This is a genomic window from Saccharopolyspora kobensis (assembly GCF_900108315.1).
Lineage (GTDB): Bacteria > Actinomycetota > Actinomycetes > Mycobacteriales > Pseudonocardiaceae > Saccharopolyspora > Saccharopolyspora kobensis.
This window is the reverse complement of the sequence record NZ_FNVB01000002.1, coordinates 561926-587385: the sequence shown is the minus strand read 5'-3', so window position 1 is coordinate 587385 and position 25460 is coordinate 561926. Positions and strand designations below refer to the sequence as shown.

Sequence of the window (25460 nt, the reverse complement as noted above, 5' to 3'; positions counted from 1 at the left end):
GGGCGAGGTCGATGTGGTTGCGCTTCACCAAACGCAGTTGCCTGGTCACGCGCCGAGAATCGCCCGGTGCGCGCGGGGTGTCAACGTCGATCATCCTGTGGGACGGCCTTGACGTTCCGGTTCCGGCGGCTAGCGTGGCGGCCGGTGGTGAGTGGCTCCTCCGCGGCGCTTTTCCCGATCGTTCAGCGCGATTCCGGCCGACCCGCTCGTGAACGGCGCTTCCGCTCACGAGCCGCTGGTGTCGGATCGGCGCTGCACGTCCCGAGTGAGATCGCTGCTCCGACAGGAAGTCCTGATGACCAGATCCTCGCATCTCCAGGCGGTTCCGGAGGTCCGGCCCGCCGATTCCGCCGAACCACCGCGGGTGGTGCCCGCCCGGCACCCGGGCCGGTGGGTCGCCGCGCTCGTGGTGCTGGCGGCGCTCGGCGCGGTGCTCCAGTCCATCGCCACCAACCCGAACTTCCAGTGGTCCGTGGTCGGTGCCTACTTCACGCTGCCCGCGGTGCTCAACGGGCTGTGGCTGACGCTGTGGCTGACCGCGGTGACCATGGTGCTCGGCTTCGCGCTGGGCACCGCGCTGGCCGTGATGCGGCTGTCCGGCAATCCCGTGCTCAGCGCCGCGAGCTGGCTCTACACCTGGCTCTTCCGCTCCATCCCGCTGCTGGTGCAGCTGCTGTTCTGGTTCAACATCGGCGCGCTGTACCCGACGGTGAGCATCGGCCCGTGGTTCGCGCTGGACACCGTCGACCTCATCGGCGGCACCGCGACCGCGGTCATCGGCCTGGTGCTGCACGAGGCCGCCTACGCCGGTGAGGTGGTGCGCGCCGGGATCCTGTCCGTCGACGCCGGGCAGACCGAAGCCGCGCAGTCGCTGGGGATGTCCCGGCTGCGGGTGCTGCGGCGGATCGTGCTGCCGCAAGCGATGCGGGCGATCGTGCCGCCCGCGGGCAACATGCTCATCGGAACGCTCAAGGGCACCTCCATCGTCAGCGTCATCGCGGTGCACGACCTGCTGTACTCGGTGCAGCTGATCTACAACCGCACCTACGAGGTGATCCCGCTGCTGCTGGTGGCGACGGTCTGGTACCTGGTGGTGACCTCGATCCTCACCGCGGGCCAGTACTACGTCGAACGCCACTACGCGCGGGGCGCCGAGCGCGAGCTGCCGCCGACACCGCTGCAACGCCTCCGGGCCGCGTTGAAGGGGAACCGCTGATGCTGGAGATCACCGGGCTGCACAAGAGCTTCGGGCAGGCGCAGGTGTTGCGCGGGGTCGACCTCTCGGTGCGCCGGGGCGGGGTGACCTGCGTGATCGGGCCGTCCGGTTCCGGGAAGAGCACGCTGCTGCGCTGCGTCAACCACCTGGAGAAGGTCGACGCCGGGCGGATCGAGGTGGACGGGGAGCTGATCGGCTACCGGGAGGCCGGTGGCAGGCTGCACGAGCTCGGCGATCGGGCGATCGCCCGGCAGCGCGCCCGGATCGGCATGGTCTTCCAGCAGTTCAACCTCTTCGGCCACCTGACGGTGCTGCAGAACCTGGTGGAAGCACCGGTCGGCGTGCTCGGCCTGGCCAAGAAGGACGCGGTGGCGCGGGCTCGGGAGAAGCTGCGCCGCGTGGGCCTGGCCGACCGCGAGAACGCCTATCCCCGCCAGCTCTCCGGCGGCCAGCAGCAGCGGATCGCCATCGCCCGCGCACTGGCGATGGAACCGAAGCTGCTGCTGTTCGACGAACCGACCAGCGCGCTGGACCCGGAGCTGGTGGGAGAGGTGCTGGCGGTGCTGCGGGACCTGGCCGAAGCGGGCCACACGATGGTCGTGGTGACGCACGAGATCGGCTTCGCCCGCGAAGCGGCCGACGAAGTGGTGTTCCTCGACCGGGGCGAGGTGGTGGAATCGGGTCCGCCGAGCCAGGTCCTGGACCGCCCGGCCGAACCGCGAACCAGGGAGTTCCTGCACCGCACGCACTGAACGAGGCTCCGTTTCCGCTGGTAAGGGCCCGTGAGTACTTTGTGGTGCTATACCCCCCCAAACACTCACGGGAGCTGAACAGCGGAAACGGAACCCCTGGCACGATTCCGCGCGGACATCGGAGCTTCGGACGGCGCTCGTGTGAGACTGGTCGGCGTGGGAGCGTTCGATGCGGTTCTGTGCGATCTGGACGGCGTGCTGCGGTGGTGGGATCCGGCGATCATGCGGGAGGCAGAGGGGATCGGCGCATTGCCGCCGGGAACGCTGGCCGGTGCTGCTTTCGCGCCGGAACGGCTGGTTCCTGCGATCACCGGTGTGCAGACCGATGAGCAGTGGCGCGCGGCGGTTGCCTCGGATCTCGCCGAGCACTGCGGTGCGGCCACCGCGCGGGAGGTCGTCGCACACTGGTCGGAGCCGGTCGGCGCGGTCGTCGACGAGGTGGCCGGAATCCTTGCTGATCTGCACGTTCCGGTGGTCCTGGTGTCCAACGCGACGAGCAGGCTGGGCTCCGACCTCGCGGCGTTGGGCGTGCTGGACCTGTTCGAGGCCGTGGTGAACAGCTCCAGCGTCGGAGTCGCCAAACCCGACCCGGGTATCTACCGCTTCGCGGCCCGGCAAGCCGGAGTCGAGCTCGACCGCTGCCTGTTCATCGACGACACGCTGGCCAACGTCGAAGCCGCCCGGGTTCTCGGCATGACCGGTGTGCACTACCGCGATCCGGCCGGGCTCCGGGCCGTCCTCGCCCAGGGGCGGTGATTTCGCGCGAAGCAGCCCTTTCGAGCCCCCGTTTCCGCCGGTGGCGACCCGTGAGTGTTTTGGGGTGCTATAACCCCGCAAAGTACTCATGGTGCCTGAAGAGCGGAAACGGAGCCGACGCGCTCACAGCGGGCTGTCGAGCCAGCGCTGGATGAGCGGGGCCGTGATCGCGACCAGGTTCTCCTTCGGTTCCGCGCTGATCGCCTTCGTGCGGAGCACCAGGCGGGAGGCGCCCAGGCCCATCAGGTGGCTGCACACCAGCTCCGCGCGGAGGAGGGCGTCGGGACCGGGGAGCCGCTCGGCCAGCCGGGTCACCAGCTGGTGTTCGAAGTTCGCGCGGAACTGGGCACCCGCCGGGCGCGAGGAGGTGAACACCGCGCGCACCAGCGGGTCGCCCTGGGTGCGGTCGTGGTAGTCCAGCAGGGTGCGGACGAGGTGCTCGCCGAGGCGGGGGAGCTCGCAGTCCAGCAGGCGCTCGGCGTCCTGCTCGAAGCCCGAGGCCTCGGCGAACAGGTTCTCCTTGCTGCCGAAGTACTTCACCACCAGCGCGGCGCTCACCTCGGCGTCGGCCGCGATGTCGCGCAGCGTCACGTCGGCGTAACCGCAGGAGGAGAAGCGGCGCCGGGCCATCTTCAGGATCGCCTCGCGGGTCGCGCACGCGTCGCGCCGCTGGTCTTCGCCGACCGCCGTGGCGGGTGCCGTGCTGGGCATGCCGTTCAGGCTAGCGCGATCCCCTGCCGGAGGTCGCCACCTGCGCGGTAACGGGCGCGTACCGACGTGCGGCGGGTGTGGCGGCGGCGATCAGCGCGGCCACCAGCGCCGCCGAACCGGCGACCAGGAAGACCCAGGAGTACGCCGTCACCGACGGGTACTCGACGCCGGAGATCTGCACCACCGACCCGGTCGTCAGCGCCACCACGATGGCGCTGCAGCTGGAGGTGCCGATCGAGCGGGCCAGCGTGTTCAGGCTGTTCGCGGCGGCGGTCTCGGCGGGCGGCACGGCCCGCATGATCAGCGTCGGCAGCGCCCCGTAGGCCAGTGCACCGCCGATCGCCACCACCGTCAGGTTCAGCACCACCAGCGGGAGCGGGTCGTGCAGGAAGGAGCCGGCGAGGTTGCCCGCGGTCAGCACCGATCCGCCGATGATCAGCGTGGTGCGCGGTCCGTGCCGCCGGGAGATGCGGGCCGACAGCGGGGAGAACACGCCCATGGCGCCGCCGATCGGCAGCAGCACCAGCCCGGTGACCACCAGCGACATCCCGAAGCCGTAGCCGGTGCCCACCGGTGCCTGCAGGATCTGCGCCCCGACCATGAACCCGGCGAACATCGCCAGCCCGATCAGCACCGACGCGATGTTGGTCAGCAGCACGGCGGGCCGGGCCGAGACCCGCAGGTCCACCAGCGGGGAGGAGGTGCGCAGCTCGTAGCCGCCCCACACCGCGAACAGCGCGGCGGCGGCCAGGAGCAGGCCGAGCACCGCCGGGCTGGTCCAGCCCCAGTCGTTGCCCTTGGAGATGGCCAGCAGCAGGCAGGTCAGCGCCGCCGAGAGCCCCAGCGCGCCGACCAGGTCGAACCGACCGCCGCTGCGCAGCGGGGACTCCGGGACCACCAGCCGCACCAGCGCGAACTCGACCAGGCTGAAGACGGCCGCGCCGGCGAACAGCCAGTGCCAGTTGAAGTGCTCGGCGACCAGCCCCGTCACCGGCAGCCCGACGGCACCGCCGATGCCGAGCGTGGCGCTCATCAGCGCCACCCCGGAGGTGATCCGCTCCTCCGGCAGCTCGTCGCGCATGATGCTGATGCCCAGCGGGACCACGCCGATGGCAGCACCCTGCAGCACCCGCCCGACCAGCACGGCCCCGAAGTCGTTGCTGACCGCGCCGATGGCGCTGCCCATGGCCATGGCGGCCAGCGAGACCAGCAGCATCCGCCGTTTGCCGTACATGTCGCCGAGGCGGCCGAGCACCGGGGCGCACACCGCGCCCGCCACCAGGGTCGCGGTGATCAGCCAGGCGGCGTTGGCCGGAGTGGTGTTGAGGAACCGCGGGAACTCCGGCAGCAGCGGCACGACCAGCGTCTGCATCAGCGAGACCGCGATCCCGCAGGAGGCGAGCACACCGATGACGGCCTTCGACCGCCGCTGGGATGCGACCGTGGCGCTGCTCATCAGGTTGTCCCGCCTCTCCGCGATTCGCAGTGGTGATTGCGTGCAGGGGTGATCTTGCGTTTCTCGTGTCCGGGTCGCGTCACGTTCCCTCGAGGCGCGCTTGAGCAGGGCCGGGGTCAGCGCAGGGGTCGCTCACCCGCGCTCCTCGGGGTGAACTTGCGTTCACCAAGCAAGTAAACCTGTGTTCACCTCGGCTGGCAAGGTCCTTCAGGTGTGATCCCGCCCAGCGAAAGGCGTTTCGCCCGATTACCCGTCCATTGTGGACTATGGTGTGTGGCGCTGGTGCAGTGGCACGTGTCGGGGCGATCCTGCTGTTCCCGGCGGTAGACAGGTCAGGAGTCGGCGATGGAGCATTGCCGCGCCTGACGCGTCTCTTCCGCGGGTTCGCGGCGGGATCGGTCGAGGTGCTGGCGCGGAAAGCGGGTCTGCGACGATCATGTTCGCAAGTCCGCGCTCAACACCGTCCGCGCTGGACCTGTGTCCGTCGCCCGCCCAGCCGTCCGGGAGATCCTGATGAGCACCCTCTACCGCGCTATCTGGTCGGATTCGCACGAGGCGGACCGCGAGGGAGTGGTCGGCCTAGCCCGGAGCTGTGTGTCGTGCTGGGCGTTGAACAGTGACGAAGCATCGGATCTGCCGGACGGCGAGACCGTCGTGCACAACCGCCGGATCACGGTGCGCACGCTGTCTGCGGACGACCACTTCGGCTTCGAGTTCACCGCCGTCGACTCGCCTGAGCAGGGCGCTCAGAGCTCCGCCACCTGGCGGACGGAGATCCGCGTCGTGGCGACCGGGGGCGAGGTGCACACGTGGGTGGAGAACGGGATGGAGACCGACGACATCACGGCGCGGGTCGCGGTGGGCCGACCGCGCGTCGTCGATGCACTGCTCAGCCTCCCCGGACGGCATCGGTTGGGCGGGAGCGGGGTGTTCACCGACGTTGCACCGATCGATGCGAACGCTGTCCACGTGCTTGTGGAGCAGCTGCGCAACCCGGAACGGCAGCTTCCGGTCATCGTCGTGACCGAGGCGCACAACTCCGACCGGTGGCAGCGGTGGGCAGAGCGTGTCGCCACACGTGCTGGCGGTGTTGCCACCGTCGTCACGCTGGACGGCGCGGCTGTCACGGAGTTCAAGAAGCAGCTGGGCGGCCTCGCGGTGTGGGGTGGCGGGATCCGGACCTACATCCCGGCCCCACTGGAATCGGAGCGGGACGGGTGGCGACACCGATACGTACCGGGCAAGCAGCTGTTAGAGGCGGAAGGTCGCGCGATCGATCGCATCGTCTACGGCGTGACGCAGCTGTCCACCCGGCGTCACGTCCCGGGCGTCTTCAGGGTCTTCAAGAGTCAGGACGAAGTGGTGACCGCTGCCGAGCTGGAGCGCATCGAGGATGAGTGGATGCAGAAGCTCGAACTCGAATACGCCGAGCGCAACGAAGTGGAGCAGGAACTCGCCCGGACCGCTGACCACCTCGATCGGCAGCTGGCGAAGGTCGACGGCCTGGAAGCTCGGCTCAGCTGGTTGCGCCGCGAACTCGAGATGCGGGGAAGGGCGGAGCTGTACTGGGCCGCACCGCAGGACTCGACCGAGCCGGTGGACCTGTTGGAGGCCATCACCTGCACGACGGATGCGATCGAGGTCGCCCGAATGCGTCTGTCAGACGATCTGGAGATCCCTGAATCCGCGCCGCGCGAACTCGACGACATCGACACCGCGACGAAAGCATCGGCTTGGGGGCATGCGACGTGGCGCGGATTGCGCGCTCTCGCCGCGTACGCGAAGGCGAGTCGAGCGGGGTTCGAGGGCGACTTCTGGACGTGGTGCCAGCGCGGCGAGCCGTTCGCGTGGCAGGCGTCGACCAAGACGCTAGCGATGAAGGAGTCCTCGACGGTGGAAAAGAACCCGAGACTGCGGAGACAACGCGAGTTCGAGGTCGCGAGGGAAGTCGATCAGAGCGGTCGGATCGTCATGTTCGCTCACTTGAAGATCAGTGAAGGCGGTGGGAACCTCGCGCCGCGCGTGTACTTCCACGACGACACCGGTGGCCGGACGGGAAAGGTGCACATCGGCCTGATCGGACCGCACTACCTGGTTCAGAACACCAAGTCCTGAGTGGCGCCCGACCCGATCCGGGCTCAGGTGAGCATGCGCTCCAGGACCATCCGGCGACTGGAGAGGACGTGCTGCTTGGCGACCTCGGCCGCCCGGTCGGCATCGCCCGCGGTGATCGCGGCCTGGATCGCCTCGTGCTCGCGGCAGACCCGCTCGGGTTCGAGGTTCATCCGGAAGAGCCAGGCGAGCCTGCCGTGCAGCGGCTCCAGCATCGAGGCCAGCAGCTCGTTGCCCGACAGCTCCACGAGCTTGTCGTGGAAGGCGCCGTTGGCGTCGGACATCTCGTCGATCGCACCGGCCTCGTGGGCCTTGCGGCCCCGCTCGGCGAGCTCGGCCAGCAGCACGACGTCGCCGGGCTCGGCGCGCTCGGCGGCCAGGCGGGCGGCGTAGACCTCCAGCGCCTCGCGCACCTCGAACAGCTCCTTGGCCTGCTGGCGGTCCAGCCCTCGGACGAACACCCCGCGCCGACCAGGAGGAACGTCGACGAACCCTTCGCTCTGCAGCATCCGGATCGCCTCGCGCACCGGAACGCGGGAGATGCCCAGCTCGACGGCGAGATCCTGCTCGAAGATCCGGTCACCGGGCAGCAGCCGACCGTCGGCGATGCGGGCCTGCAGCTCCTGCCGCACCCGCTCGCGCAGCGGGGTGCGCGGTTCCGCGACATGTTCTCCGGTGACCGACACGGCTCCTCCTCGTCGCTGGCTGCCGCACCACCCTAGGCCAGGGACCGGGCGGTGCGGCAGCGTTCGCGATCAGAGGCCGCGCTTCATGGCCCGGATGCCCAGGAGCAGGCCGAGCGCCGCGATCGCCACCGCGGCGATGCCACCGGACAGGACCGAGGGGTCCAGGAGCCGGCCGGCGAACAGCGCTCGCTCGGCGTCGGCGATGTGCGAGACCGGGTTGATCCGGGCCGCCACCTGCAGCCACGCCGGGCCGAAGTCCATCGGCAGGAGCACGCCGGAGAGCAGCATCAGCGGGAACAGGACGAGCTGGGTGACCGCGTAGAACAGCTCACCGCCCGGGTGCGCGGCGATGGCCAGCACGTAGGACAGCGAGCCCAGCCCGACGCCGAACACCAGCAGCAGCGCCAGCCCGGCCAGCACGCCCGCCGGGTGCAGCTGGAAGCCGAGCGGCATCGACAGCGCGATGAGCAGCACGGCCTGCACCAGCAGCAGGGCGAAGTCCTTGAGGGTGCGGCCGACGAGCATCGCCGAGCGGTTCAGCGGGGTGACCAGCATCCGCTCCAGCGAGCCGCTGCCGAGCTCGACCAGCAGGTTGTAGCCGGCCATCATCGGCCCGAACAGGCACATCATCACCAGGATGCCGGGCACGAACCACTGCCACGGCGAGGTCGGGAACCCGGAGGTGCCCGCCAGCAGCGGGCCGAACAGGAACAGGAACAGCAGCGGCTGCGCCATGCTGAACACGATCGCCGTCGGCTCCCGCAGGCTCGGCGTGATCTCGCGCCGGAAGACCGTCCCGGTGTCGCGGAAGAAGCGCAGCCCCGCCTCTCCGGGATTTTCAGTGGTGGTCGCGTTCGGTGTCGTTCTTGCTTCTGGCGGTTTCTTGCGGCTGGGTCGCATCTCGGTCCTTCAGGGGCGGTTGAGCGGGAGTCCGGTTGGCATGAGGGATGTCATGCTTCGGTTTCGCGCAGGCTGCGGCCGGTGAGCGCGAGGAACACGTCGTCCAGGGTCGGGCGGGCGGTTTCGGCCGCGACCGCCTTGATCCCGTTGTCCTCCAGGGCGCGCAGGTACTCCGGCAGTGCTGCGTCGGCGCGCGGCACCCGGACCTGGATCGCGCGGTCCTCGACGCTCACCGCGTCGGCGTCGGCCATGCGCTCGGCGATCCCGGCGGCGGCTGCCACGTCCGGTTGCGCCACGGTGATGGTGATGCGGTCCCCGGCCAGATCGGCCTTGAGCCGGCCGGGAGTGCCGTCGGCGATGACCCGGCCGTGGTCGACCACCACCACCCGCTCGGCCATGTTGTCGGCCTCGTCGAGGTAGTGCGTGGTGAACAGCAGGGTGGCCCGGTGCTCCGCGCGCAGCCGCAGCACGTGCTCCCAGATGTTGGCGCGGCTGTGCGGGTCCAGACCGGTGGACGGCTCGTCCAGGAACAGCAGCTCGGGCTCGTTCACCAGGCCCATCGCGATGTCCAGGCGGCGGCGCTGGCCGCCGGAGAGGCTGCCGGGCTTGCGGTCGGCGAGCGCGGTCAGGTCGAGCAGATCCAGCACCTCCTCGGCGCGGCGGCGGGCGTCGCGGCCGGACAGGCCGTAGCTGCGGCCCTGGGTGATCAGCTCGTCGCGGGCCCGGTAGTTCTCGCCGGCGCTGTTCTTCTGCCCCACGTACCCGATGCGCGCGCGGACGGCCGCGGGGTCGGTGCGGATGTCGTGCCCGGCGACGGTGGCGGTGCCGGAGGTGGGCGGCAACAGCGTGGTGAGCATGCGCAGGCTGGTCGACTTCCCGGCGCCGTTGGGGCCGAGGAGGGCGACGAGCTGGCCGGGCTCGATGTCGAGGTCCAGGCCGCGAACGGCCTCGACGGGTTTGCGCTTGACGGTGAACCTGCGGGTCAGACCGCGGGCTCGGATCATCGACTGCTCCTAGTTGATCGATCGCCCGCCGAATGCGGGCATGACGAAGAAACCCCAGGTCAGGGGGCTGTTTTGGGAGTGATTCGATCCTGCCCGGCCGGAGAACCGGAGTCAAACGTGAACAGTGCCTTCGCATTTGCTCCGACCTGCGGAAACGCCGCCGGGCCGGAGTTCGGGCCGATGTCCGGTTTCAGCGGAATCCGCAGTTCAGCGATCACTTCGGCGAACTCCGGAAAAATTTCGCTGTGAACCCTAGGTTTACACGTGGTACTGTAAACCGCAGGTTCACAGAGGGGTGTGAAGATGACGGCGAACGAAGTCGAGCAGTTGGTGCGGCAGATGGCCGGTGCACCGGCCGAGGTGGCCGACCCGGGGCCCAAGGCCAGCGACGTCGGCGACGAGCAGGAGCGGCGGTTGCGCGCGCTGGGCAGGTTCCGGGCCGCGCTGGACGTCGAGGAGAAGGTGGCGGAGGCGGCGCTGCGGCAGACCGCGGAAGCCGCCGAGGAGTCGGTGTGGCTGGGCGCCAGCCTGGCCGACCTGAGCGCGGTCACCGGGCGGACCCGTCAGGCGGCGCGCAAGCGCTGGCCGGAGCTCGGCGGTGTCTACCGGCGCCGCAAGTGGCTCGGTAACCACGTGGAGGACATCACCTACATGGCCGGGCTGCTGGCATCCCGCGCCGACGACCTGGTGCCCTCCTACGGGCACGGCACGTTCATGAAGCTGATCCGCCGGCTGCGCGAGGGAATCCGCCGCTGCGAAACGGACTTCGCGCCGGAGACGCAGGACGTCGAGGACCCCGCCGCCCGCTGGCGGAACCTGGACGACCTGGTCAACGTGATCCTGCGCGGGGCCATCGAAGCGGCGGGCGAGCCCCAGACGCCGGAAGCCGATTTCGCGCTCCACGGGGCCAAGGGCGTCCTCGGCTACTACGACCACGCGGTCGCGGCCGAGGACGCCTGAGAGCACTGTCGGCGAATTTCGTGCAAGCGCCGGCACCCGCGGTTCAGGGGAGCGGCCACCTGAGCAAGGCGACCACCAACAGCCTGCGAGACCTCATGAGAACACGGCGAGGCCGTAGACGAGGAAGACGAGGAGGTGCGCCGCTCCGTGGAGCGGCGTGACCTTCTTGCCCGCGAACGTCGTGATCGACAGCAGCATGGTGATGCCGAGGAGCACCAGGTTGGCCGGGCTCTCCGCGAGCACCACGGTCTGCCCGGTCAGCAGCCCGATGGTCAGCACTGCCGGGATGGTCAGGCCGACCGTCGACACCAGCGCGCCGTGGCAGAGGTTGCTCACCCGCTGGATCTCCCCGGTGTGCGCGGCCCGCACCGCGGTGATCGTCTCCGGCAGGAACACGATCATGGCGATGAGGATGCCCGAGAGCGCCACGGGCGCCCCGGCGCGGCCGAGACCGTCGTCGAGCAGCGCGGCCATGTCGTGCGAGAGCAGCACGATGGGCACCACGGTCAGCACGAGGACGACCGCGCGCAGGACGATCTCGGAACGGTGCTTCGACAGCACCTCGGAGATCGCCGGCCGCTCCTCGTCCGCGCCGGGGGAGGCGGAGACCTCCTGGAAGTCCGCGCGCTGCTCGCCCATCTGCCGGTGCAGGAAGTACGCGTACAGCAGCACGGTCAGTGCGATGACCGGGATCGCCTGCGCCGGCCGGTAGGCACCACCGGTGCCGATGAGGCCGGGCAGGGCGAAGGCGAGCGTCGAGAGCACCACGAGCAGGGACAGGTAGGCCGAGACGCCGGTGCGGTTGGGTTCCAGGTCGTCGTGCCGCGTCCCGCCGACGAGCAGCGCGACGCCGATGACCAGGTTCATGATGATCATCGATACCGCCATCACCGAATCGCGGGCGATGGTGGCGTGCTCGCCGGGGCCGAGCATCACCGCGGAGATCAGGACGACCTCGATCAGCACGATGGACAGCGTCAGCACGAGCGTGCCGTAGGGGTCGCCCAGGCGGTGCGCCAGGTGCTCGGCCTGGGTGACCACGCCGAAGGCGCAGACGACGATCACGGCGATGATGCCCGCGAGCACACCGATCAGCGCGGGGCCCGGCAGGTGCGCGGAGAGGACCGGTTCGGCGAGCAGGACGCCGGCGAAGGCACCCCAGCCCAGCAGCAGCCGGAAGATCACCGCGGGTGTGATGACGGTCCGGTGGGTGGATGCTGTCCGCACGGATGTGGACCTGCAATCTGCGGGGCCGTCCCTGCTCGCGTCCTCGCTCACGGGTCGTCCCGCTCGCGCCTTGCCGTGCCCCCATTTTAGCCGCGGTGCCTCAGACGTCGGCGAGAGCTGTGATGGGATTCTCCACGCAGTCCGCCAGGTGGCGGAGGAACCCGCCCGCCGTGCCGCCGTCGCAGACGCGGTGGTCGAAGGTCAGCGACAGCTGGGTGACCTTGCGCAGCGCCAGCTCGCCCCGGTGGGCCCAGGGCTTGTCGACGATGCGGCCCACGCCGAGGATCGCCGCCTCCGGGTGGTTGATGATCGGCGTCGAGCCGTCCACGCCGAACACGCCGTAGTTGTTGAGCGTGAAGGTGCCGCCGGTGAGGTACTTCGGTTCGAGCTCGCCCGCGCGGGCCCGTTCGGTGCGGTGGGCGATCGCCTCGGCGAGCTGCGCGGTGGTCATCTCGTGCGCGTCGCGGACCACCGGCACCACCAGGCCGCGCGGGGTCTGGGCGGCGAAGCCGAGGCCGATGCGGCTGTGCTGGACGATCTCGTCCCGCTCGGTGTCCACGGAGGAGTTGAGCTCCGGGAACCGGCGCAGCCCGACGACGCAGAACCGCGCGAGCAGCGCCAGCAGCCCGATGCCGCGCGATCTCAGCTCGTCGCGGGCCTCCAGCAGCCGGGTCGCGTCGACGTCCACCCACGTGGTCGCGTCCGGGATCTCGCGGCGGCTGCGGGTGAGCTTGTCGGCCACCGCGCCGCGCAGCCCGCGCAGCGGGATGCGCACCTCGTCCCGCTCCGGCTCCGGCAGCCGGGCGGCCTCCACGTCGCGGCGCAGGATCACCCCGCCCGGGCCTGAACCATCCACACTGGACAGATCGACGCCGTGCTGCTTGGCCAGCCGGCGCACGATCGGCGACAGCACGCGCGGGGCACCCGTCGCGGGCCGTGCCACGGCGTGCTGCGGCCGGACCCGCTGGCGGCGCCTCCGCGCCGCGGTACCGGTCCCGTAACCGACGAGCACGTTGCCCGATCCGGCCCGCTCCTCGGTCCGGTGCTGCTCGTGCGGGGAGGAGTCGCCGCTGATCGTGGTCAGCGGGGCGCCCACCGCGATCACGTCACCGGGCTCGCCGTGCAGCGCCTCGACGACTCCGGCCAGCGGGCACGGCACGTCCACGACCGCCTTCGCGGTCTCCACCTCGACGACCACCTGGTCCGCCGCGACGCGGTCGCCGACCGCGACGTGCCAGCGGACGATCTCCGCCTCGGTGAGCCCCTCGCCCAGGTCCGGCAGGGTGAACTGCCCCGCCTCTTTGCGATTCGCCGTGGTGGTTGCGTTTCGGGTTCGGTCCTGCGTTTCAGGGGTTTCTTGCGGCCGGGTTGCGTCACGGTCCACTGAGGTGCGGTTGAGCGGTGCAGGGCTGTTCACGCTGCTCCCTCCCGTGCGTCGAGCCACTTCACGTCGGGCTGGTCGTCCCACTGGAGCCGGGCCAGGGCATCGAGCACGCGGTCAACGTTGGGCAGGTGGCTGTGCTCCAGCTTGGGGGGCGGGTACGGGACGTCGAAGCCGGAGACGCGCAGCACCGGGGCGGACAGCGAGTGGAAGCAGCGCTCCTGCACGCGGGCCGCGATCTCCGCGGCGACCCCGGCGAATCCCTGCGCTTCCTGCAGCACCACGCACCGGCCGGTCTCGCGGACCGCGGCGGTCACCGTCTCGTCGTCGAAGGGCACCAGGCTGCGCACGTCGACGACCTGCACGTCCCAGCCCTCCTCGGCCGCGGCCGCCGCCGACTCCATCGCCAGCGCGACGCTGGGGCCGTAGGCGATCAGCGTGGCGTCGCGGCCCCGCCTGCGGATCGCGGCGCGGCCGATCGGCTCGGTGGTCACCGGCAGTTCGACGTCCTCTTTGGACCAGTAGAGCTTCTTGGGCTCCAGGAACACCACCGGATCCGGGTCCTCGATCGCCTCGCGCAGCAGCGAATACGCATCGGCCGCGCCGGACGGGGTGACGACCTTCAGGCCGGGGGTGTGCGCGTAGTAGGCCTCGCTGGAATCGCAGTGGTGCTCGACGCCGCCGATGCCGCCCGCGAACGGGATCCGGATCACCATCGGCAGCGCCACCGCGCCGCGGGTTCGGTTGCGCATCTTGGCCACGTGCGAGACGACCTGCTCGAAGGCGGGGAAGGCGAAGGCGTCGAACTGCATCTCCACCACCGGGCGGAACCCGGCCATCGCCATGCCCACGGCGAACCCGGCGATGCCGGACTCGGCCAGCGGGGTGTCGAAGCAGCGGTCCTCGCCGAAGGCGTCCTGCAGGCCGTCGGTGATCCGGAAGACCCCGCCGAGCTTGCCGACGTCCTCGCCGAAGACCACGACCCGCTCGTCCTCGGCGATCGCGTCGCGCAGCGCCGCGTTGAGCGCCTGCGCCATGCTGGTCGGTGCCATCACAACGCCTCCTGTTCGGCTCGGAGCTGGGCGAGCTGCTCGGTCAGCTGCGGGGTCGGCTCGGCGTAGACGTGGCGGAAGAGGTCCGCCGGGTCGGTGCTCGGCTCGGCCTGCATGCGGCTGCGGACCTGCACGGCGAACTCCTCGGCCTCCGCGGCGATCTGCTCGACCGCGGTGTCGTCGAGGTGCCCGCTCTCGCGCAGCTGGCGCTCCAGCCGGTCGATGGGGTCCCGCTGCCGCCACTGCTCGACCTCGTCGGGCGAGCGGTAGCGCCCGGCGTCGTCGGCGTTGGTGTGCGCCTCCATCCGGTAGGTGTGCGCCTCGATCAGGAACGGCCCACCGCCGGACCGCGCGTGGGCCACGGCGGTGTCCAGCACCGACAGCACGGCCGCCGCGTCGTTGCCGTCCACCTGCTCGCTGCGCACGCCGTAGCCGATTCCCTTGTGCGCCAAGGACGGCGCGACGGACTGCTTGGCCAGCGGCACGCTGATCGCATAACCGTTGTTCTGCACCAGGAACACCACCGGTGCGCGGAACACCGCGGCGAAGTTCAGCGCCTCGTGGAAGTCGCCCTCGCTGGTGGCGCCGTCGCCGATCAGCGCCAGCGCGACCGTGTCGCGGCCCTTGCGGGCCTCGCCGTGCGCCAGGCCGACCGCGTGCAAGGTCTGGGTGGCCAGCGGCGTGCACTGCGGTGCGGTGCGGGTGCTCGGCACGTCGTAGCCGCAGTGCCAGTCCCCGCGCAGCAGCGTCAGCACCTCCACCGGATCGATGCCGCGGGTCACCAGCGCCACCGAGTCCCGGTAGGTGGGGAACAGCCAGTCCTGCGCGCCGATGCTCAGCGCGGCGCCGACCTGGCAGGCCTCCTGGCCGCGCGAGGACGGGTACACCGCCAGCCGGCCCTGCTTGGTGAGCGTGGTGGCCTGCGCGTCGAACCGGCGGCCCACGACCATCGCCCGGTAGGCGGCCAGCAGCCGGGACGGCTCCGGCGCCGGGTGGTTCGGATCCGGCAGCTGCACCGGACTGCTCGACGGAAGCCATTCCACGGTCGACACCTCCATTGGACGACTGGCTTGAGATCGTCGGCCAGCGGTGCCATGTGATACAAGTCATCGGCGAGCAATCGGAACGAACGGCTTCAGGAGCACGTGATGATCGACCAGAAGTCCGGCGGGAGCGGCCTCCGGCGCGCCCGGACCGGACGATCGGCTCCGGCGCTGGACGACATCGACGCGCGCATCGTCGACGAGCTGGCCCGCGACGGCCGGATGTCCATCCGCACGCTGGCCGAGCGGGTCAACATCTCCCGCACCAATGCGCACGGGCGGCTGGACCGGCTGCTCGACAGCGGGGTGATCACCGGTTTCCACGCCCGCGTCGAGCCGACCAAGGCCGGGCTGGGCACCGCGGCGCTGATCGGGCTGTCCATCGAGCAGGACACCTGGCGCGAGGTGTCCCGCAGGCTGGCCGCGATCGACTCGGTCGAGCACGTGGCGCTGGTGGCGGGGGAGTTCGACATCGTGGTCCGGGTGCGCACAGAGGACAACGTGTCCCTGCGCAACCTGGTCTTCGACCACATCCAGTCGCTACCGGGCGTGCGCACCTGCCACACCTGGCTGATCTTCGACGAGTTCGAACCGGAGCACACCTGATCCGCGCAACTTCAATGGAAATCAGAGCGTCGATTTCAATGGAATTTGCGGATCGTCGGCGCGTCACCCCCCCCCCGATGCGCCGACGGATGTGGACGAAAACCGCAATTTCAATTGAAATCAGAGGTCCAATTTCAATTGAAATTGCGTTACTTCCGACGCGCCGTCGGCGTGTCGGGTGGTGGGCACGCCGATGGGGTACCAGGTCTTCTGGGAGTGCCGGGTCCTGGGGCCCGTCAGGGGAGGTCGAGGTCCACGACCACCGGGGCGTGGTCGGAGGTGCCCTTGCCCTTGCGGGCGTTGCGGTCGACGTAGGCGTCGGTGACCGCCGCGGTGAAGCGCTCGTTACCGTAGGCCAGGTCGATGCGCATGCCCTGGTTGTTGGGGAAGCGCAGTGCGCGGTAGTCCCAGTAGGTGAAGGGCACGTCGTACTTCAGAGCGCGCGGGAGGACCTCGGCCAGGCCGATCTCGCCGAGCGCGGTGAGGGCCTTGCGCTCCTCCTCGGTGACGTGGGTGCAGCCCGCGAACTCGGCGATGTCCCAGACGTCGGCGTCGGTCGGGGCGATGTTGAAGTCGCCGAGGACGGCGAACGGCAGCTCGGCCAGCTCCTCGGCGGCGGTGGCGCGCAGCGCGTCGAGCCAGCGCAGCTTGTAGGCGTAGTGCGCGTGGGTGATGTCGCGGCCGTTGGGCACGTACACCGACCAGACGCGGACGCCACCGCAGGTGGCGCCGATCGCGCGCGGCTCCACCGCCTCGAACATCGCGCCGTCGGCGAGGAAACCGGGCTCGTCGAGCAGTCCGCGGCGGACGTCCTCGATGCCGACCTTGGACAGCACCGCCACGCCGTTCCACCGACCGGTGCCGTGCGCGGCGACCTCGTAACCCAGCGCGCCGATCTCGTCGTACGGGAAGGCGTCCTCGGCGCACTTGAGTTCCTGGAGGCACAGCACGTCCGGCTCGGCGGTGCCCAGCCAGTCGACCAGCTTCGGCAACCGGGCCCCGACGGAGTTGACGTTCCAGCTCGCGATGCGCACATCAGCACCTTCCCACACGCCCCTGTCAGATCAGCCGGGGGCTTGTGGAGGTCGCCCCGGCGGGCGGTCAGCGGGGCAGCCACTCCGGCCGGGAGGAACCGCGGGGGACCAGGACCGGGCGGTAGTCGCCGGGCGTTTCGCTCATCCGGACCTGGTCGGTGACGCCCTGGTAGCGGCCGAGCGGGGTGTCGGCGGTGAAGGTCTCCGGAGCGAGGTAGGCGTGCTCCTCGCCGGTGCCGGCGATGGAGCGGGCGTAGTCGCGGTCGAAGACGCCCATGCTCAGGATCCACAGCGCCGCGCGGGTCAGCGAGACGTGCACGCGGTAGCTGCCGCCTTCGGTGGCGCGGCGGATGAGCGCCTGGGCGGCACCGACGGCCATCAGCCAGGACACGATGTAGTCGTTGACCACCAGGATCGGCGGCAGCTGCGGGGTTTCTCCGTCGCCTTCGAGGTTCATCATGCCCACCACGCTGCCCGCGGACTGGTCGAAGCCGACCCGCTGGGCCCACGGCCCGGTGCGGCCGTTGAAGGAGGTCGTGACGTGGATGATGCCCGGCCGCGCTGCCGCGGCCTGCTCCGCTGACAGGCCGATCCGCTCCAGGTAGCCGGGACGCCGGTTGGCGAAGAAGACGTCCGCGCCGGCGAGCAACCGCTGGATCAGCTGCCGTCCGCCATCGCGGTGGGGATCCACTGTGGACGAGCGCACGCCGACGTTGGCGGTGACGTAGGTGGTGTCGTGCTCCAGCTCGTCGGGCCGCCACAGGTTGAGCACGTCGGCACCGTGCAGCGCCAGCGCCCGCCCGGCGCCCGCGCCGGCGATCACATGGCCCATGCCCAGCGCCCGGACGCCGTCCAGCGGGGCGGCGCCGGGCCGGAACGGCTCGGGCTCGCTGTCGCCGATCCTGGTGACCTCGATCAGCGGCTGGTGGACCAGCGATTCCTGGTAGTGCGGCTCGGTGAACAGCTCTGCCGGGGTGCGCAGCATCGGCATCACCACGCCCGCCTCGGCCCCGGCGTCCTCCAGGTCGCGGGCCCGCCACCCGGCGATGGCCTCGGCCACCGCGTCGGCGTCGTCGGGCACGCCGAGCAGCTTCTGGGTGGCGACCCTCAGCTTCGGGTACGGGTTGAGCGGCATCACCCAGCGGTCGTCCGCGGTGCGGTAGAAGGCGAAGCCGAGCGCGTTGCCGACGTTGGCCGGGCTGCTCGCCGGATAGCCGTTGAGCAGCTCCCACTTGCGGTCGTAGAACGGGCACAACCGGTGCGGCGTGCGACGCAGGTCGACCGCGATGTCCTGGCCGGAACCGCCGCGCAGCTGCCAGATCTTGGCCATCGCCACCGACTTCGCGGCCAGTGCGATGCCGGCGGCGCCGCCGAGCCGCAGCGTGCTGGGCACCACCGGGTCGGCGCCGCGGAAGGTGATCCGCCCGCCCGCGTCGGTCGGGCTCAGGCCGACTCCGGCGAGCACTTCGGCCAGCTCGGCGAGCGGGTCGAACTCGTCATCGGTCGCGGGCGCGGCCACTGCGCCGGTGATCCGCTCGGTCAGCGGCATGGTGCCTCCAGGGTGCATCGGCGAACCAGGTTCGTTATCGATGCTAACTAGAGGTGGGTCGGGTGACTTGACCGATTCGGGGACGCGGCGTGATCGCGGCGGTCACGAGCGGATGGCGGGCTCTCCTGCGTACTGGTAGCGCCAGACGCCATCGGCGCGGCGGTCGTGCCGGTCGTAGCGCGCGCACGGCGACTCGCCATCTCGCGGGGAGGGGAAGGTGAACTGACCGAGGGGTAAGTCCGCCTCCGGCGCGGGGATGATGAACGACCGGCCGTCCTCCGGGCCGCCGATCAGTTCGGCGTGCACGTGCTGCTGCATTGGTGGTCTCCCTGGCTGGCGACAACGCTTTTCCTCGCCCCATAGGAACAAATGCGCCGCCGATTGGTTCCAGGTTTCACCCGATCGTCTCAACTTGACGTGTCAGCAGGCGGTTTTCGCATCGCGGTCGGTCGCTCTTGGTTAGCGGACGAACACTCCGGGTAGGACCGGGGCATGGCTGAGGACGGACTCGGAACCTACCGGCGCAAGCGCGACCTGCGGCGGTCCGGGGAGCCCAGCGGAGGTGAACCCGGGGACCGGCCGCGCTTCGTGGTGCAGCGGCACGACGCCTCCAGTCTGCACTACGACTTCCGGCTCGAGGTGGACGGCGTGCTCAAGTCCTGGGCGGTGCCGAAGGGCCCGTCGCTCGACCCGCGCGACAAGCGGCTGGCGACGCCGACCGAGGACCACCCGCTGGACTACGCCGACTTCGAGGGCGAGATCCCGGAGGGCTACGGCGCGGGCACGGTGAGCGTCTGGGACACCGGCACCTACCGCAACGACACCGAGCGCGACGGCGAACCGGTGCCGATGGCCGACGCGCTCGCGGCCGGGCACGTCAAGGTGCGGTTGCACGGCACGAAGCTGCACGGCGATTTCGCGCTCACGCGCACCGATTTCCGCGGGAAGGAGCAGTGGCTGCTGGTGAAGGTGGACGACGACGGTGCCGATCGGCGCCGGAACCCGGTGAGCACCCAGCCGGAGTCGGTCCGCTCCGGCCGGACGAACGACGAGCTCCGATGAGCGCGCGGTGGGAGGCCGACGGGCACCGGTTCGACGTGTCCAATCCGGACAAGGTGCTCTACCCCGGCAGCGGCTACCGCAAGCAGGACGTGATGGACTACTACCGGTCCGTGGCCGAGGTGATGATCGCGCACAGCAGGGGAAGACCGCTGACCTTGCGCCGCTTCCCGGACGGGATCGGCGACGGCGGGTTCTTCCAGAAGGAGGCCTCGGACTACTTCCCGGACTGGATCCGGGTGGTGTCGGTGCCGCAGCGCGGTGCGCGCGGTGTGGTGCACCACGTGGTCGTCGACGACGCCGCGACGCTGCTCTACCTGGCCGGGCAGGCCTGCCTGGAGTTCCACCTCGGGCTATCCACAGTGGACGACCTGGAGCGGCCGGTGCTGGTGGTGCTCGACCTGGATCCGCCGGAGGGCACCGGGCTGACCGAGCTGCGCCAGGTGACCCGCCGGATGTGCGAGCGCTTCCGCGACGCCGGGCTGGACCCGCACGTGCAGACCACCGGTGGCCGGGGCTTCCACGTCGCCGCGCCGCTGCGCGCCGAGCGCGAGTTCGACGAGGTCCGGGCCGACCTGCGCGAGCTGGCCGAGGAAGCGGTCCGCGACGAACCGCGGCGCCTGACCACCGAGCAGCGCAAGGACCAGCGGGGCGACCGGATCTTCCTGGACACCAACCGCAACGCCTACGGCCAGACCGCGATCGCGCCCTACTCGCTGCGCGCCCGGCCCGGTGCCCCGGCGGCGACCCCGCTGGACATCGACGAGCTCGGTCGCGCGGAACCGCAGTCCTACGGCCTGGCCAACATGGCGCGCAGGCTGGCGCAGAAGAGCGATCCGTGGGCGGATCTGACCGAACGGAGATGAGCAGGATGACCGAGCAACCCGAAGAACCCGAGACCTTGCAGGGAGCTGAGCGCCTCGACGAGGAGGAGCTCGGCGATGACCCGGTGGAGCGCGGAGTGCAGCCGCCGGACCGGTGGACCCGGGAGACCGAGAGCCGTCCGACGCCGCGGGAGGAGCGCGAGGGCGAGTCCCTCGACGAGCGGCTCAGCGAGGAGGTGCCGGACGAGAACGGGTGAATGCGGGGTCCGGGAGGCGGGTACGCCTGGTTGGCAGCTCTTGAGGGGAGGCGCTTTGGACACCGAGATCACCCTCGTCGTGGATGGCGTCGAGCACAGCCTCGTCGTCGACACCCGCACCACGGTCCTGGACGCGCTGCGCGAGCGGCTCGGCATCACCAGCCCGAAGAAGGGCTGCGACCACGGCCAGTGCGGTGCGTGCACGCTGCTGCTCGGCGATCGCCGGGTCAACAGCTGCCTGATGCTGGCGGTGGCCTACGACGGCGCGAACCTGCGCACCGCCGACGGCTTGGCCGACGCGGACATGCACCCGCTGCAGCGGTCGTTCATCGAGCACGACGCGTTCCAGTGCGGCTACTGCACACCGGGTCAGGTGGTGTCCGCGGTGGGCATGATGCAGGAGATGCGCGAGGGGGAGCCCAGCGCGGTCACCCCCGACGCCGCGGAGCTCAGCGACGAGGTTCGCGAGCGGATGAGCGGCAACCTGTGCCGCTGCGGCGCCTACGCCAACATGATCCCGGCGATCGTGGAGGTCGCGCAGCGATGAGGCCGTTCCGCTACCAGCACGCCCCGGACATCGGCAGCGCGGTGAGCGCGCTCGCCGAGGCGCCCGAGGCGGCGTACCTGGCCGGTGGCACCAACCTGGTCGACCTGATGAAGCTGGAGGTCGAGGTGCCCGACCTGCTGGTCGACGTCCGGCAGCTGACCTCCGACCGGATCGAAGCGCACCCGGACTTCGTGCGGATCGGCGCGGCGGTGACCAACAGCGCGCTGGCCGCCGACCCGGTGATCCGCCGGCGGTTCCCGGTGCTGTCGCAGGCGGTCCTGGCCGGTGCGTCAGGACAGCTGCGCAACCTCGCCACGACCGGCGGGAACTTGTTGCAGCGCACCAGATGTCCCTACTTCCAGGACCTCAACACGCCCTGCAACAAGCGCGAACCGGGCACCGGCTGCTCGGCGCGGGAGGGCTTCCAGCGCGACCACGCCGTCCTCGGCGCTTCCGAAGCCTGCATCGCCACCCACCCGTCGGACATGGCCGTCGCGCTGGCGGCTCTCGACGCCGTGGTCAACACGGAGGGGCCGCGCGGGCCGAGGGCGATCCCGCTGGTGGACCTGCACCGGCTGCCCGGTGACGAACCGGAGCGGGACACGGTGCTGGAGCACGGCGAGCTGATCACCTCGGTCGACGTCCCGCAGCTGGACTTCGCCACCAACTCCCGCTACCGCAAGGCCCGCGACCGCGCGTCCTTCGCCTTCGCGCTGGTGTCGGTGGCCGCGGCGGTCGACACCGCTGACGGCGTCGTGCGCGATGTCCGCCTGGCGCTGGGCGGCGTCGCGCACAAGCCGTGGCGGGCGACCGAGGCCGAAGCGGTGCTGCGCGGTGCCGAAGCGTCGGTGGAGGGGTTCCGCCGGGCCGCCGACGCCGAGCTCGCCGGGGCGAGGCCGCTGCCCGGCAACGAGTTCAAGGTCCCCTTGGCGCGCAACATGATCGTCAGCGTGCTTTCCGAGCTCTCGGGGGTGCCGCGATGACCGCGACGACCAGCATCATCGGCGCTCCCGTGGACCGCATCGACGGCGCGGAGAAGGTCCGGGGCGCGGCGTTGTACGCCGCGGAGCACCCGGTCGACCAGCCGGTGCACGCCTTCCCGCTGCAGGCCGAGATCACGCGCGGCCGGATCACCGGCATCGATCCCGCCGAGGCGATGCGGGAACCGGGCGTGATCGCGGTGCTCACGCACGAGAACGCCCCGGAACTGGCCTCGGCGCAGGACGCCGAGCTGGCCATCCTGCAGTCCCCGGAGATCGCCTTCCACGGCCAGCTGATCGGGGCGGTGCTCGCCGAGAGCGTCGAGGCCGCGCGCCGGGCCGCGCAGCTGGTGCACGTCGGCTACGAGCAGCAGGAGCACGACGTCGACCTGCACCCGGCCCGGCCGGACCTGGTCAAGCCGGAGCTGGTCAACGGCGGGTTCCGGACCGACACCGCCGAAGGCGACGTGGACGCGGCGCTGGCCAGCGCCGCGGTGGTGGTCGACGAGGTCTACACGACGCCGCAGGAGCACAACAACCCGCTGGAACCGCACGCCACGATAGCCAGCTGGACCGACGGCGACCTCACCCTCTACGACTCCACCCAGGGCGTGCACTGGGTCCGGGACAGCATCGCGGCGGTCTTCGGCCTGGACGAGCAGCGCATCCACGTGGTGTGCCCGCACGTCGGCGGCGGCTTCGGCGCCAAGGGCGTACCGCACGCGCACGTGGTGCTGGCCGCGATGGCCGCCCGGCTGGTCGCGCCGCGGCCGGTGAAGCTGGTGCTGACCAGGCAGCAGATGTTCACCATCGTCGGCTACCGCACCGGCACCCTCCAGCGCCTCCGGCTGGGCAGCGACGCGGCGGGCCGGCTGACCGCGATCAGCCACGACGCGGTGTCGCAGACCTCCCGGATCAAGGAGTTCGTGGAGCAGACCGCGGTCCCCACTCGCACCATGTACGCCGCGCCCAACCGCCGCACCACGCACCGGGTCGCCGAGCTGGACGTGCCGGTGCCGTCGTGGATGCGGGCGCCGGGCGAGTGCCCCGGCATGTTCGGCCTGGAGGTGGCGGTGGACGAGATGGCCATCGCCTGCGGCCTGGACCCGGTGGAGTTCCGCATCCGCAACGAGCCGGACACCGACCCGTCGACCGGGCGTCCCTTCTCCAGCCGGAACCTGGTGGCCTGCCTGCGCGAAGGCGCGCAGCGCTTCGGCTGGGCGCAGCGCGATCCCGCACCGCGCTCCGGTCGCGACGGCCACTGGCTGGTGGGAACCGGAGTCGCCTCCTCGACGTACCCGGTGTTCAGCATGCCGGGCACGCGCGCCACCATCCAGGCCCGGCCGGACGGCCGCTACCGGGTGCTGATCGGCGCGGCCGATATCGGCACCGGCGCGTGGACGGCGCTGACCCAGATCGCGGCGGACGCGCTGGGCGTGGAGATGTCCGATGTCCAGCTGAGCATCGGCGACACCGACCTGCCCTACGCCTCCGGTGCCGGCGGTTCGACCGGGATCACTTGCTGGGGCTCGGCGATCGTGGACGCGGCGCGCCGCTTGCGCGCGCAGCTGCCGAGCGGCGAGCCGGTCCCGGACGAGGGCGTCGAGGTCACCGGCGCGCTCCCGGACAACCCGTACGCCGGGCAGATGGCGATGCACAGCTTCGGCGCGCAGTTCGCCGAAGTCCGGGTGCACGCCGACACCGGGGAGGTGCGGGTGCCGCGGATGCTGGGCATCTTCGCGGCCGGCCGGATGGTCAACGCCAAGACGGCGCGGTCGCAGCTGCTGGGCGGGATGACCATGGGCCTGTCCATGGCGCTGCACGAGCACAGCGTGGTGGACCCGCGCTACGGGCACGTGGTCAACCACGACTTCGCCGGTTACCACATCGCGACCAACGCCGACATCGGTGAGATCGAGGTGGACTGGATCGACGAGCACGACCCGTACGTGAACCCGATGGGCACCAAGGGGATCGGCGAACTGGGCATCGTGGGCACCGCGGCGGCGATCGCCAACGCGGCGCACCACGCGACCGGCATCCGCGTCCGCGACCTGCCGATCACGCTGGACCGCTTCCTGAGCTAGGCGCGGAGAACCGCTGCAGCGCGGCGCGCACCAGCACCCGCAGGCAGTAGCGGATCAGGTAGTGCCCGCGGACGAGCAGCCACGGGAGGCCTTTGCCGACCAGCCAGCGCAGGTGGTCGAAACCGCTGGTCCGGATGCCGCCGGAAGCGGCCAGGGAGACCTCGCCGGGCACCGCGACGCCGACGGTCTGGAACTCCTCGGCCAGCGATGCGGCCAGCAGCCGGTGCCCGAGCTCCGACGGGTGCAACCGGTCGACGCTCCACGTCCTCGGGTGGTAGACGCCGGGCAGCCGGTCCAGGTCCACGATCCCCGCCGCGTGCTCTTCGGCGACCTCCTCCAGGATCCGGTTGAGCGCGTCGATCCGCCTGGCCAGCGCCGCGCGCAGCGGCCCGGGCAGCCGGAAGACCCGCCCGTGGTCGTGGTAGCGGATCGTCACGACGATCGTCCCGGCCGCGGTGAGCGCCCGCACGACGTCGGTCAGCAACCGCCGCAGCCGCGGCGGGTCGAAGTCGTAGCGCATCGTGTCGTTCATGCCGACCAGCACCACGGCGGCCTCCGGCGCGGCGCGCAGAGCCGCGGGCAGCTGGGTGCTGTGCACGTCGGCCACGCGCGCTCCGCTGGACGACACGTTCGCCAGCTCAGCCGCGCCGAGCGCTTCGGCCAGCAGCGGCGCGAAGCCCCGCCAGCCGCCTGCCACCGGGTCGCCCATGCCCGCACCGACCGAGTCGCCGAGGACCGCCAGCGCGCGAACTCGTCGCGGACCCGCCCGGTCCGCCGGGATCGCCTCCTGCACGACGATCATGGTGGTCGGCGATCACCCTGCCGCGATGAGGCGGCGGTGACGATCCGGCAACCGGTGGGCGAAGAATCGGCGCGCCTCAGCCGGCCTGGTAGCCCTTGCCCGGCCAGAACGGCCACTCCTCGAAGGACCGGCACCTGCCGTCCGCGGCGAAGCCGATGACCCACAGGTCGCGGTACTCCTGAACCGGCGGATCGCCGTACTGGACCGCCACGCGGACGACCGCGGTGTCACCTTCGAGGGCCACCGGAGCGCTGGTCATCCGGAACTGCTCGTCCGGTCCCGTGCGTTCGTCCTCCCACATCCGCGCGATCGCGGGCAGACCGGTGCGCGGTTCCTCGTACGGCGCCTGCAGGTAGGTGGCGTCGGCGGTGAAGAGCTGCGCGAGGGCGTCGACGCCCGGCGCCCGCCACGCCCGCTCGTAGTCGGCGACCCACGCGAGTGCTCGTTCCCAGTCCATGC

General features: G+C 70.9%; 27 protein-coding genes. 12 read left to right on the top strand and 15 right to left on the bottom strand.

Annotated elements, in window-relative coordinates; all coding sequences use genetic code 11:
* Positions 1 to 295 precede the first annotated feature (295 nt).
* The 3 genes from C4T78_RS02615 to C4T78_RS02605 all read left to right on the top strand — a co-directional run bounded on the left by C4T78_RS02615 (position 296) and on the right by C4T78_RS02605 (position 2724).
* A complete protein-coding gene (locus C4T78_RS02615; protein WP_093347661.1) occupies positions 296 to 1216 on the top strand; it encodes an amino acid ABC transporter permease in 921 nt (306 codons plus the stop codon).
* Positions 1216 to 1968, top strand: a complete 753-nt coding sequence (locus tag C4T78_RS02610) for an amino acid ABC transporter ATP-binding protein (protein ID WP_093347662.1) — start codon at positions 1216 to 1218, stop codon at positions 1966 to 1968. The genes C4T78_RS02615 and C4T78_RS02610 overlap by 1 nt, the downstream gene beginning before the upstream one ends.
* Positions 1969 to 2124: 156 nt before the next feature.
* A complete protein-coding gene (locus C4T78_RS02605) occupies positions 2125 to 2724 on the top strand; it encodes an HAD family hydrolase (RefSeq protein ID WP_235863077.1) in 600 nt (199 codons plus the stop codon).
* 123 nt (positions 2725 to 2847) lie between these two features.
* On the opposite strand, the gene C4T78_RS02600 is transcribed toward C4T78_RS02605, so the two are convergent.
* Together C4T78_RS02600 and C4T78_RS02595 are read right to left on the bottom strand one after the other, a co-directional pair.
* Positions 2848 to 3435 carry a TetR/AcrR family transcriptional regulator gene (locus C4T78_RS02600; RefSeq protein ID WP_093146284.1) on the bottom strand — a complete coding sequence of 196 codons (588 nt, stop codon included), beginning with the start codon at positions 3433 to 3435 and terminating at the stop codon, positions 2848 to 2850.
* Positions 3436 to 3445: 10 nt separating this feature from the next.
* On the bottom strand, positions 3446 to 4891 hold the full coding sequence (locus C4T78_RS02595; protein ID WP_093347664.1) for an MFS transporter: 1446 nt from the start codon (positions 4889 to 4891) through the stop codon (positions 3446 to 3448).
* A 513-nt stretch (positions 4892 to 5404) separates the two neighbouring features.
* Here C4T78_RS02595 and C4T78_RS02590 point away from each other — a divergent pair.
* Entirely contained in the window at positions 5405 to 7006 is a 1602-nt protein-coding gene (locus C4T78_RS02590; RefSeq protein ID WP_143185748.1) for a hypothetical protein, read from the top strand.
* A 23-nt stretch (positions 7007 to 7029) separates the two neighbouring features.
* On the opposite strand, the gene C4T78_RS02585 is transcribed toward C4T78_RS02590, so the two are convergent.
* The 4 genes from C4T78_RS02585 to C4T78_RS36275 form a co-directional block, all read right to left on the bottom strand.
* Positions 7030 to 7689: a GntR family transcriptional regulator gene (locus tag C4T78_RS02585; protein WP_093347667.1), complete on the bottom strand. Its 660-nt coding sequence runs from the start codon at positions 7687 to 7689 to the stop codon at positions 7030 to 7032.
* Between the two features lie 69 nt (positions 7690 to 7758).
* The gene (locus C4T78_RS02580; protein ID WP_093347668.1) at positions 7759 to 8589 is read right to left on the bottom strand and encodes an ABC transporter permease; all 831 of its coding nucleotides are present in this window, start codon (positions 8587 to 8589) and stop codon (positions 7759 to 7761) included.
* A 50-nt stretch (positions 8590 to 8639) separates the two neighbouring features.
* Positions 8640 to 9593: an ATP-binding cassette domain-containing protein gene (locus C4T78_RS02575; protein WP_093347669.1), complete on the bottom strand. Its 954-nt coding sequence runs from the start codon at positions 9591 to 9593 to the stop codon at positions 8640 to 8642.
* A gap of 59 nt (positions 9594 to 9652) precedes the next feature.
* A complete protein-coding gene (locus C4T78_RS36275) occupies positions 9653 to 9811 on the bottom strand; it encodes a hypothetical protein (protein ID WP_177247419.1) in 159 nt (52 codons plus the stop codon).
* A gap of 85 nt (positions 9812 to 9896) precedes the next feature.
* On the opposite strand from C4T78_RS36275, the gene C4T78_RS02570 reads away from it, so the two are divergent.
* On the top strand, positions 9897 to 10553 hold the full coding sequence (locus C4T78_RS02570) for a hypothetical protein (protein ID WP_093348573.1): 657 nt from the start codon (positions 9897 to 9899) through the stop codon (positions 10551 to 10553).
* A gap of 93 nt (positions 10554 to 10646) precedes the next feature.
* Here C4T78_RS02570 and C4T78_RS02565 read toward each other — a convergent pair whose 3' ends face one another.
* The 4 genes from C4T78_RS02565 to pdhA form a co-directional block, all read right to left on the bottom strand.
* The gene (locus C4T78_RS02565; protein WP_093347671.1) at positions 10647 to 11780 is read right to left on the bottom strand and encodes a calcium:cation antiporter; all 1134 of its coding nucleotides are present in this window, start codon (positions 11778 to 11780) and stop codon (positions 10647 to 10649) included.
* Positions 11781 to 11880: 100 nt separating this feature from the next.
* Positions 11881 to 13062: a dihydrolipoamide acetyltransferase family protein gene (locus C4T78_RS02560; RefSeq protein ID WP_218161514.1), complete on the bottom strand. Its 1182-nt coding sequence runs from the start codon at positions 13060 to 13062 to the stop codon at positions 11881 to 11883.
* Positions 13063 to 13193: 131 nt separating this feature from the next.
* On the bottom strand, positions 13194 to 14213 hold the full coding sequence (locus C4T78_RS02555) for an alpha-ketoacid dehydrogenase subunit beta (RefSeq protein WP_093347673.1): 1020 nt from the start codon (positions 14211 to 14213) through the stop codon (positions 13194 to 13196).
* Positions 14213 to 15271, bottom strand: a complete 1059-nt coding sequence (pdhA, locus tag C4T78_RS02550) for a pyruvate dehydrogenase (acetyl-transferring) E1 component subunit alpha (RefSeq protein WP_093347674.1) — start codon at positions 15269 to 15271, stop codon at positions 14213 to 14215. Before pdhA ends, C4T78_RS02555 begins: the two co-directional genes overlap by 1 nt.
* Before the next feature lie 90 nt (positions 15272 to 15361).
* On the opposite strand from pdhA, the gene C4T78_RS02545 reads away from it, so the two are divergent.
* On the top strand, positions 15362 to 15862 hold the full coding sequence (locus C4T78_RS02545) for an Lrp/AsnC family transcriptional regulator (RefSeq protein ID WP_093347676.1): 501 nt from the start codon (positions 15362 to 15364) through the stop codon (positions 15860 to 15862).
* Positions 15863 to 16098: 236 nt separating this feature from the next.
* Here C4T78_RS02545 and C4T78_RS02540 read toward each other — a convergent pair whose 3' ends face one another.
* The 3 genes from C4T78_RS02540 to C4T78_RS02530 form a co-directional block, all read right to left on the bottom strand.
* A complete protein-coding gene (locus tag C4T78_RS02540) occupies positions 16099 to 16896 on the bottom strand; it encodes an exodeoxyribonuclease III (protein WP_093347678.1) in 798 nt (265 codons plus the stop codon).
* Between the two features lie 67 nt (positions 16897 to 16963).
* Positions 16964 to 18445, bottom strand: a complete 1482-nt coding sequence (locus C4T78_RS02535; protein ID WP_093347683.1) for a CoA transferase — start codon at positions 18443 to 18445, stop codon at positions 16964 to 16966.
* Between the two features lie 102 nt (positions 18446 to 18547).
* The gene (locus C4T78_RS02530) at positions 18548 to 18763 is read right to left on the bottom strand and encodes a DUF8847 domain-containing protein (RefSeq protein WP_093347684.1); all 216 of its coding nucleotides are present in this window, start codon (positions 18761 to 18763) and stop codon (positions 18548 to 18550) included.
* Between the two features lie 174 nt (positions 18764 to 18937).
* Here C4T78_RS02530 and C4T78_RS02525 point away from each other — a divergent pair, with 174 nt between their 5' ends.
* From C4T78_RS02525 to C4T78_RS02500, 6 genes are read left to right on the top strand one after another with little or no spacing between them, the layout of a single operon-like run.
* On the top strand, positions 18938 to 19507 hold the full coding sequence (locus C4T78_RS02525; RefSeq protein WP_093347687.1) for a DNA polymerase ligase N-terminal domain-containing protein: 570 nt from the start codon (positions 18938 to 18940) through the stop codon (positions 19505 to 19507).
* Complete coding sequence (ligD, locus tag C4T78_RS02520) at positions 19504 to 20370, top strand: non-homologous end-joining DNA ligase (protein WP_093347689.1); 867 nt, start codon at positions 19504 to 19506, stop codon at positions 20368 to 20370. Before C4T78_RS02525 ends, ligD begins: the two co-directional genes overlap by 4 nt.
* Before the next feature lie 5 nt (positions 20371 to 20375).
* On the top strand, positions 20376 to 20585 hold the full coding sequence (locus C4T78_RS02515; RefSeq protein ID WP_093347691.1) for a hypothetical protein: 210 nt from the start codon (positions 20376 to 20378) through the stop codon (positions 20583 to 20585).
* A gap of 55 nt (positions 20586 to 20640) precedes the next feature.
* Entirely contained in the window at positions 20641 to 21132 is a 492-nt protein-coding gene (locus C4T78_RS02510) for a 2Fe-2S iron-sulfur cluster-binding protein (RefSeq protein WP_093347692.1), read from the top strand.
* Entirely contained in the window at positions 21129 to 22115 is a 987-nt protein-coding gene (locus C4T78_RS02505) for an FAD binding domain-containing protein (protein WP_093347694.1), read from the top strand. Before C4T78_RS02510 ends, C4T78_RS02505 begins: the two co-directional genes overlap by 4 nt.
* Positions 22112 to 24199 carry a xanthine dehydrogenase family protein molybdopterin-binding subunit gene (locus tag C4T78_RS02500; RefSeq protein ID WP_093347695.1) on the top strand — a complete coding sequence of 696 codons (2088 nt, stop codon included), beginning with the start codon at positions 22112 to 22114 and terminating at the stop codon, positions 24197 to 24199. Before C4T78_RS02505 ends, C4T78_RS02500 begins: the two co-directional genes overlap by 4 nt.
* Here the strand turns inward: C4T78_RS02500 and C4T78_RS02495 are convergent.
* The gene (locus C4T78_RS02495) at positions 24174 to 25001 is read right to left on the bottom strand and encodes an SGNH/GDSL hydrolase family protein (RefSeq protein WP_093347697.1); all 828 of its coding nucleotides are present in this window, start codon (positions 24999 to 25001) and stop codon (positions 24174 to 24176) included. The genes C4T78_RS02500 and C4T78_RS02495 overlap by 26 nt on opposite strands.
* Before the next feature lie 76 nt (positions 25002 to 25077).
* Entirely contained in the window at positions 25078 to 25458 is a 381-nt protein-coding gene (locus C4T78_RS02490; protein WP_093347699.1) for a nuclear transport factor 2 family protein, read from the bottom strand.
* Positions 25459 to 25460: the final 2 nt, after the last annotated feature.

Excerpts from the sequence above, each read along its gene's own strand:
- C4T78_RS02615 (WP_093347661.1), top strand. The coding sequence starts at position 296 with ATGACCAGATCCTCGCATCTCCAGGCGGTTCCGGAGGTCCGGCCCGCC.
- C4T78_RS02610 (WP_093347662.1), top strand. The coding sequence starts at position 1,216 with ATGCTGGAGATCACCGGGCTGCACAAGAGCTTCGGGCAGGCGCAGGTG.
- C4T78_RS02600 (WP_093146284.1), bottom strand. The coding sequence starts at position 3,435 with ATGCCCAGCACGGCACCCGCCACGGCGGTCGGCGAAGACCAGCGGCGC.
- C4T78_RS02595 (WP_093347664.1), bottom strand. The coding sequence starts at position 4,891 with ATGAGCAGCGCCACGGTCGCATCCCAGCGGCGGTCGAAGGCCGTCATC.
- C4T78_RS02590 (WP_143185748.1), top strand. The coding sequence starts at position 5,405 with ATGAGCACCCTCTACCGCGCTATCTGGTCGGATTCGCACGAGGCGGAC.
- C4T78_RS02580 (WP_093347668.1), bottom strand. The coding sequence starts at position 8,589 with ATGCGACCCAGCCGCAAGAAACCGCCAGAAGCAAGAACGACACCGAAC.
- C4T78_RS02575 (WP_093347669.1), bottom strand. The coding sequence starts at position 9,593 with ATGATCCGAGCCCGCGGTCTGACCCGCAGGTTCACCGTCAAGCGCAAA.
- C4T78_RS02570 (WP_093348573.1), top strand. The coding sequence starts at position 9,897 with ATGACGGCGAACGAAGTCGAGCAGTTGGTGCGGCAGATGGCCGGTGCA.
- C4T78_RS02555 (WP_093347673.1), bottom strand. The coding sequence starts at position 14,213 with ATGGCACCGACCAGCATGGCGCAGGCGCTCAACGCGGCGCTGCGCGAC.
- pdhA (WP_093347674.1), bottom strand. The coding sequence starts at position 15,271 with ATGGAGGTGTCGACCGTGGAATGGCTTCCGTCGAGCAGTCCGGTGCAG.
- C4T78_RS02545 (WP_093347676.1), top strand. The coding sequence starts at position 15,362 with ATGATCGACCAGAAGTCCGGCGGGAGCGGCCTCCGGCGCGCCCGGACC.
- C4T78_RS02535 (WP_093347683.1), bottom strand. The coding sequence starts at position 18,445 with ATGCCGCTGACCGAGCGGATCACCGGCGCAGTGGCCGCGCCCGCGACC.
- C4T78_RS02530 (WP_093347684.1), bottom strand. The coding sequence starts at position 18,763 with ATGCAGCAGCACGTGCACGCCGAACTGATCGGCGGCCCGGAGGACGGC.
- C4T78_RS02525 (WP_093347687.1), top strand. The coding sequence starts at position 18,938 with ATGGCTGAGGACGGACTCGGAACCTACCGGCGCAAGCGCGACCTGCGG.
- ligD (WP_093347689.1), top strand. The coding sequence starts at position 19,504 with ATGAGCGCGCGGTGGGAGGCCGACGGGCACCGGTTCGACGTGTCCAAT.
- C4T78_RS02515 (WP_093347691.1), top strand. The coding sequence starts at position 20,376 with ATGACCGAGCAACCCGAAGAACCCGAGACCTTGCAGGGAGCTGAGCGC.
- C4T78_RS02505 (WP_093347694.1), top strand. The coding sequence starts at position 21,129 with ATGAGGCCGTTCCGCTACCAGCACGCCCCGGACATCGGCAGCGCGGTG.
- C4T78_RS02500 (WP_093347695.1), top strand. The coding sequence starts at position 22,112 with ATGACCGCGACGACCAGCATCATCGGCGCTCCCGTGGACCGCATCGAC.
- C4T78_RS02495 (WP_093347697.1), bottom strand. The coding sequence starts at position 25,001 with ATGATCGTCGTGCAGGAGGCGATCCCGGCGGACCGGGCGGGTCCGCGA.
- C4T78_RS02490 (WP_093347699.1), bottom strand. The coding sequence starts at position 25,458 with ATGGACTGGGAACGAGCACTCGCGTGGGTCGCCGACTACGAGCGGGCG.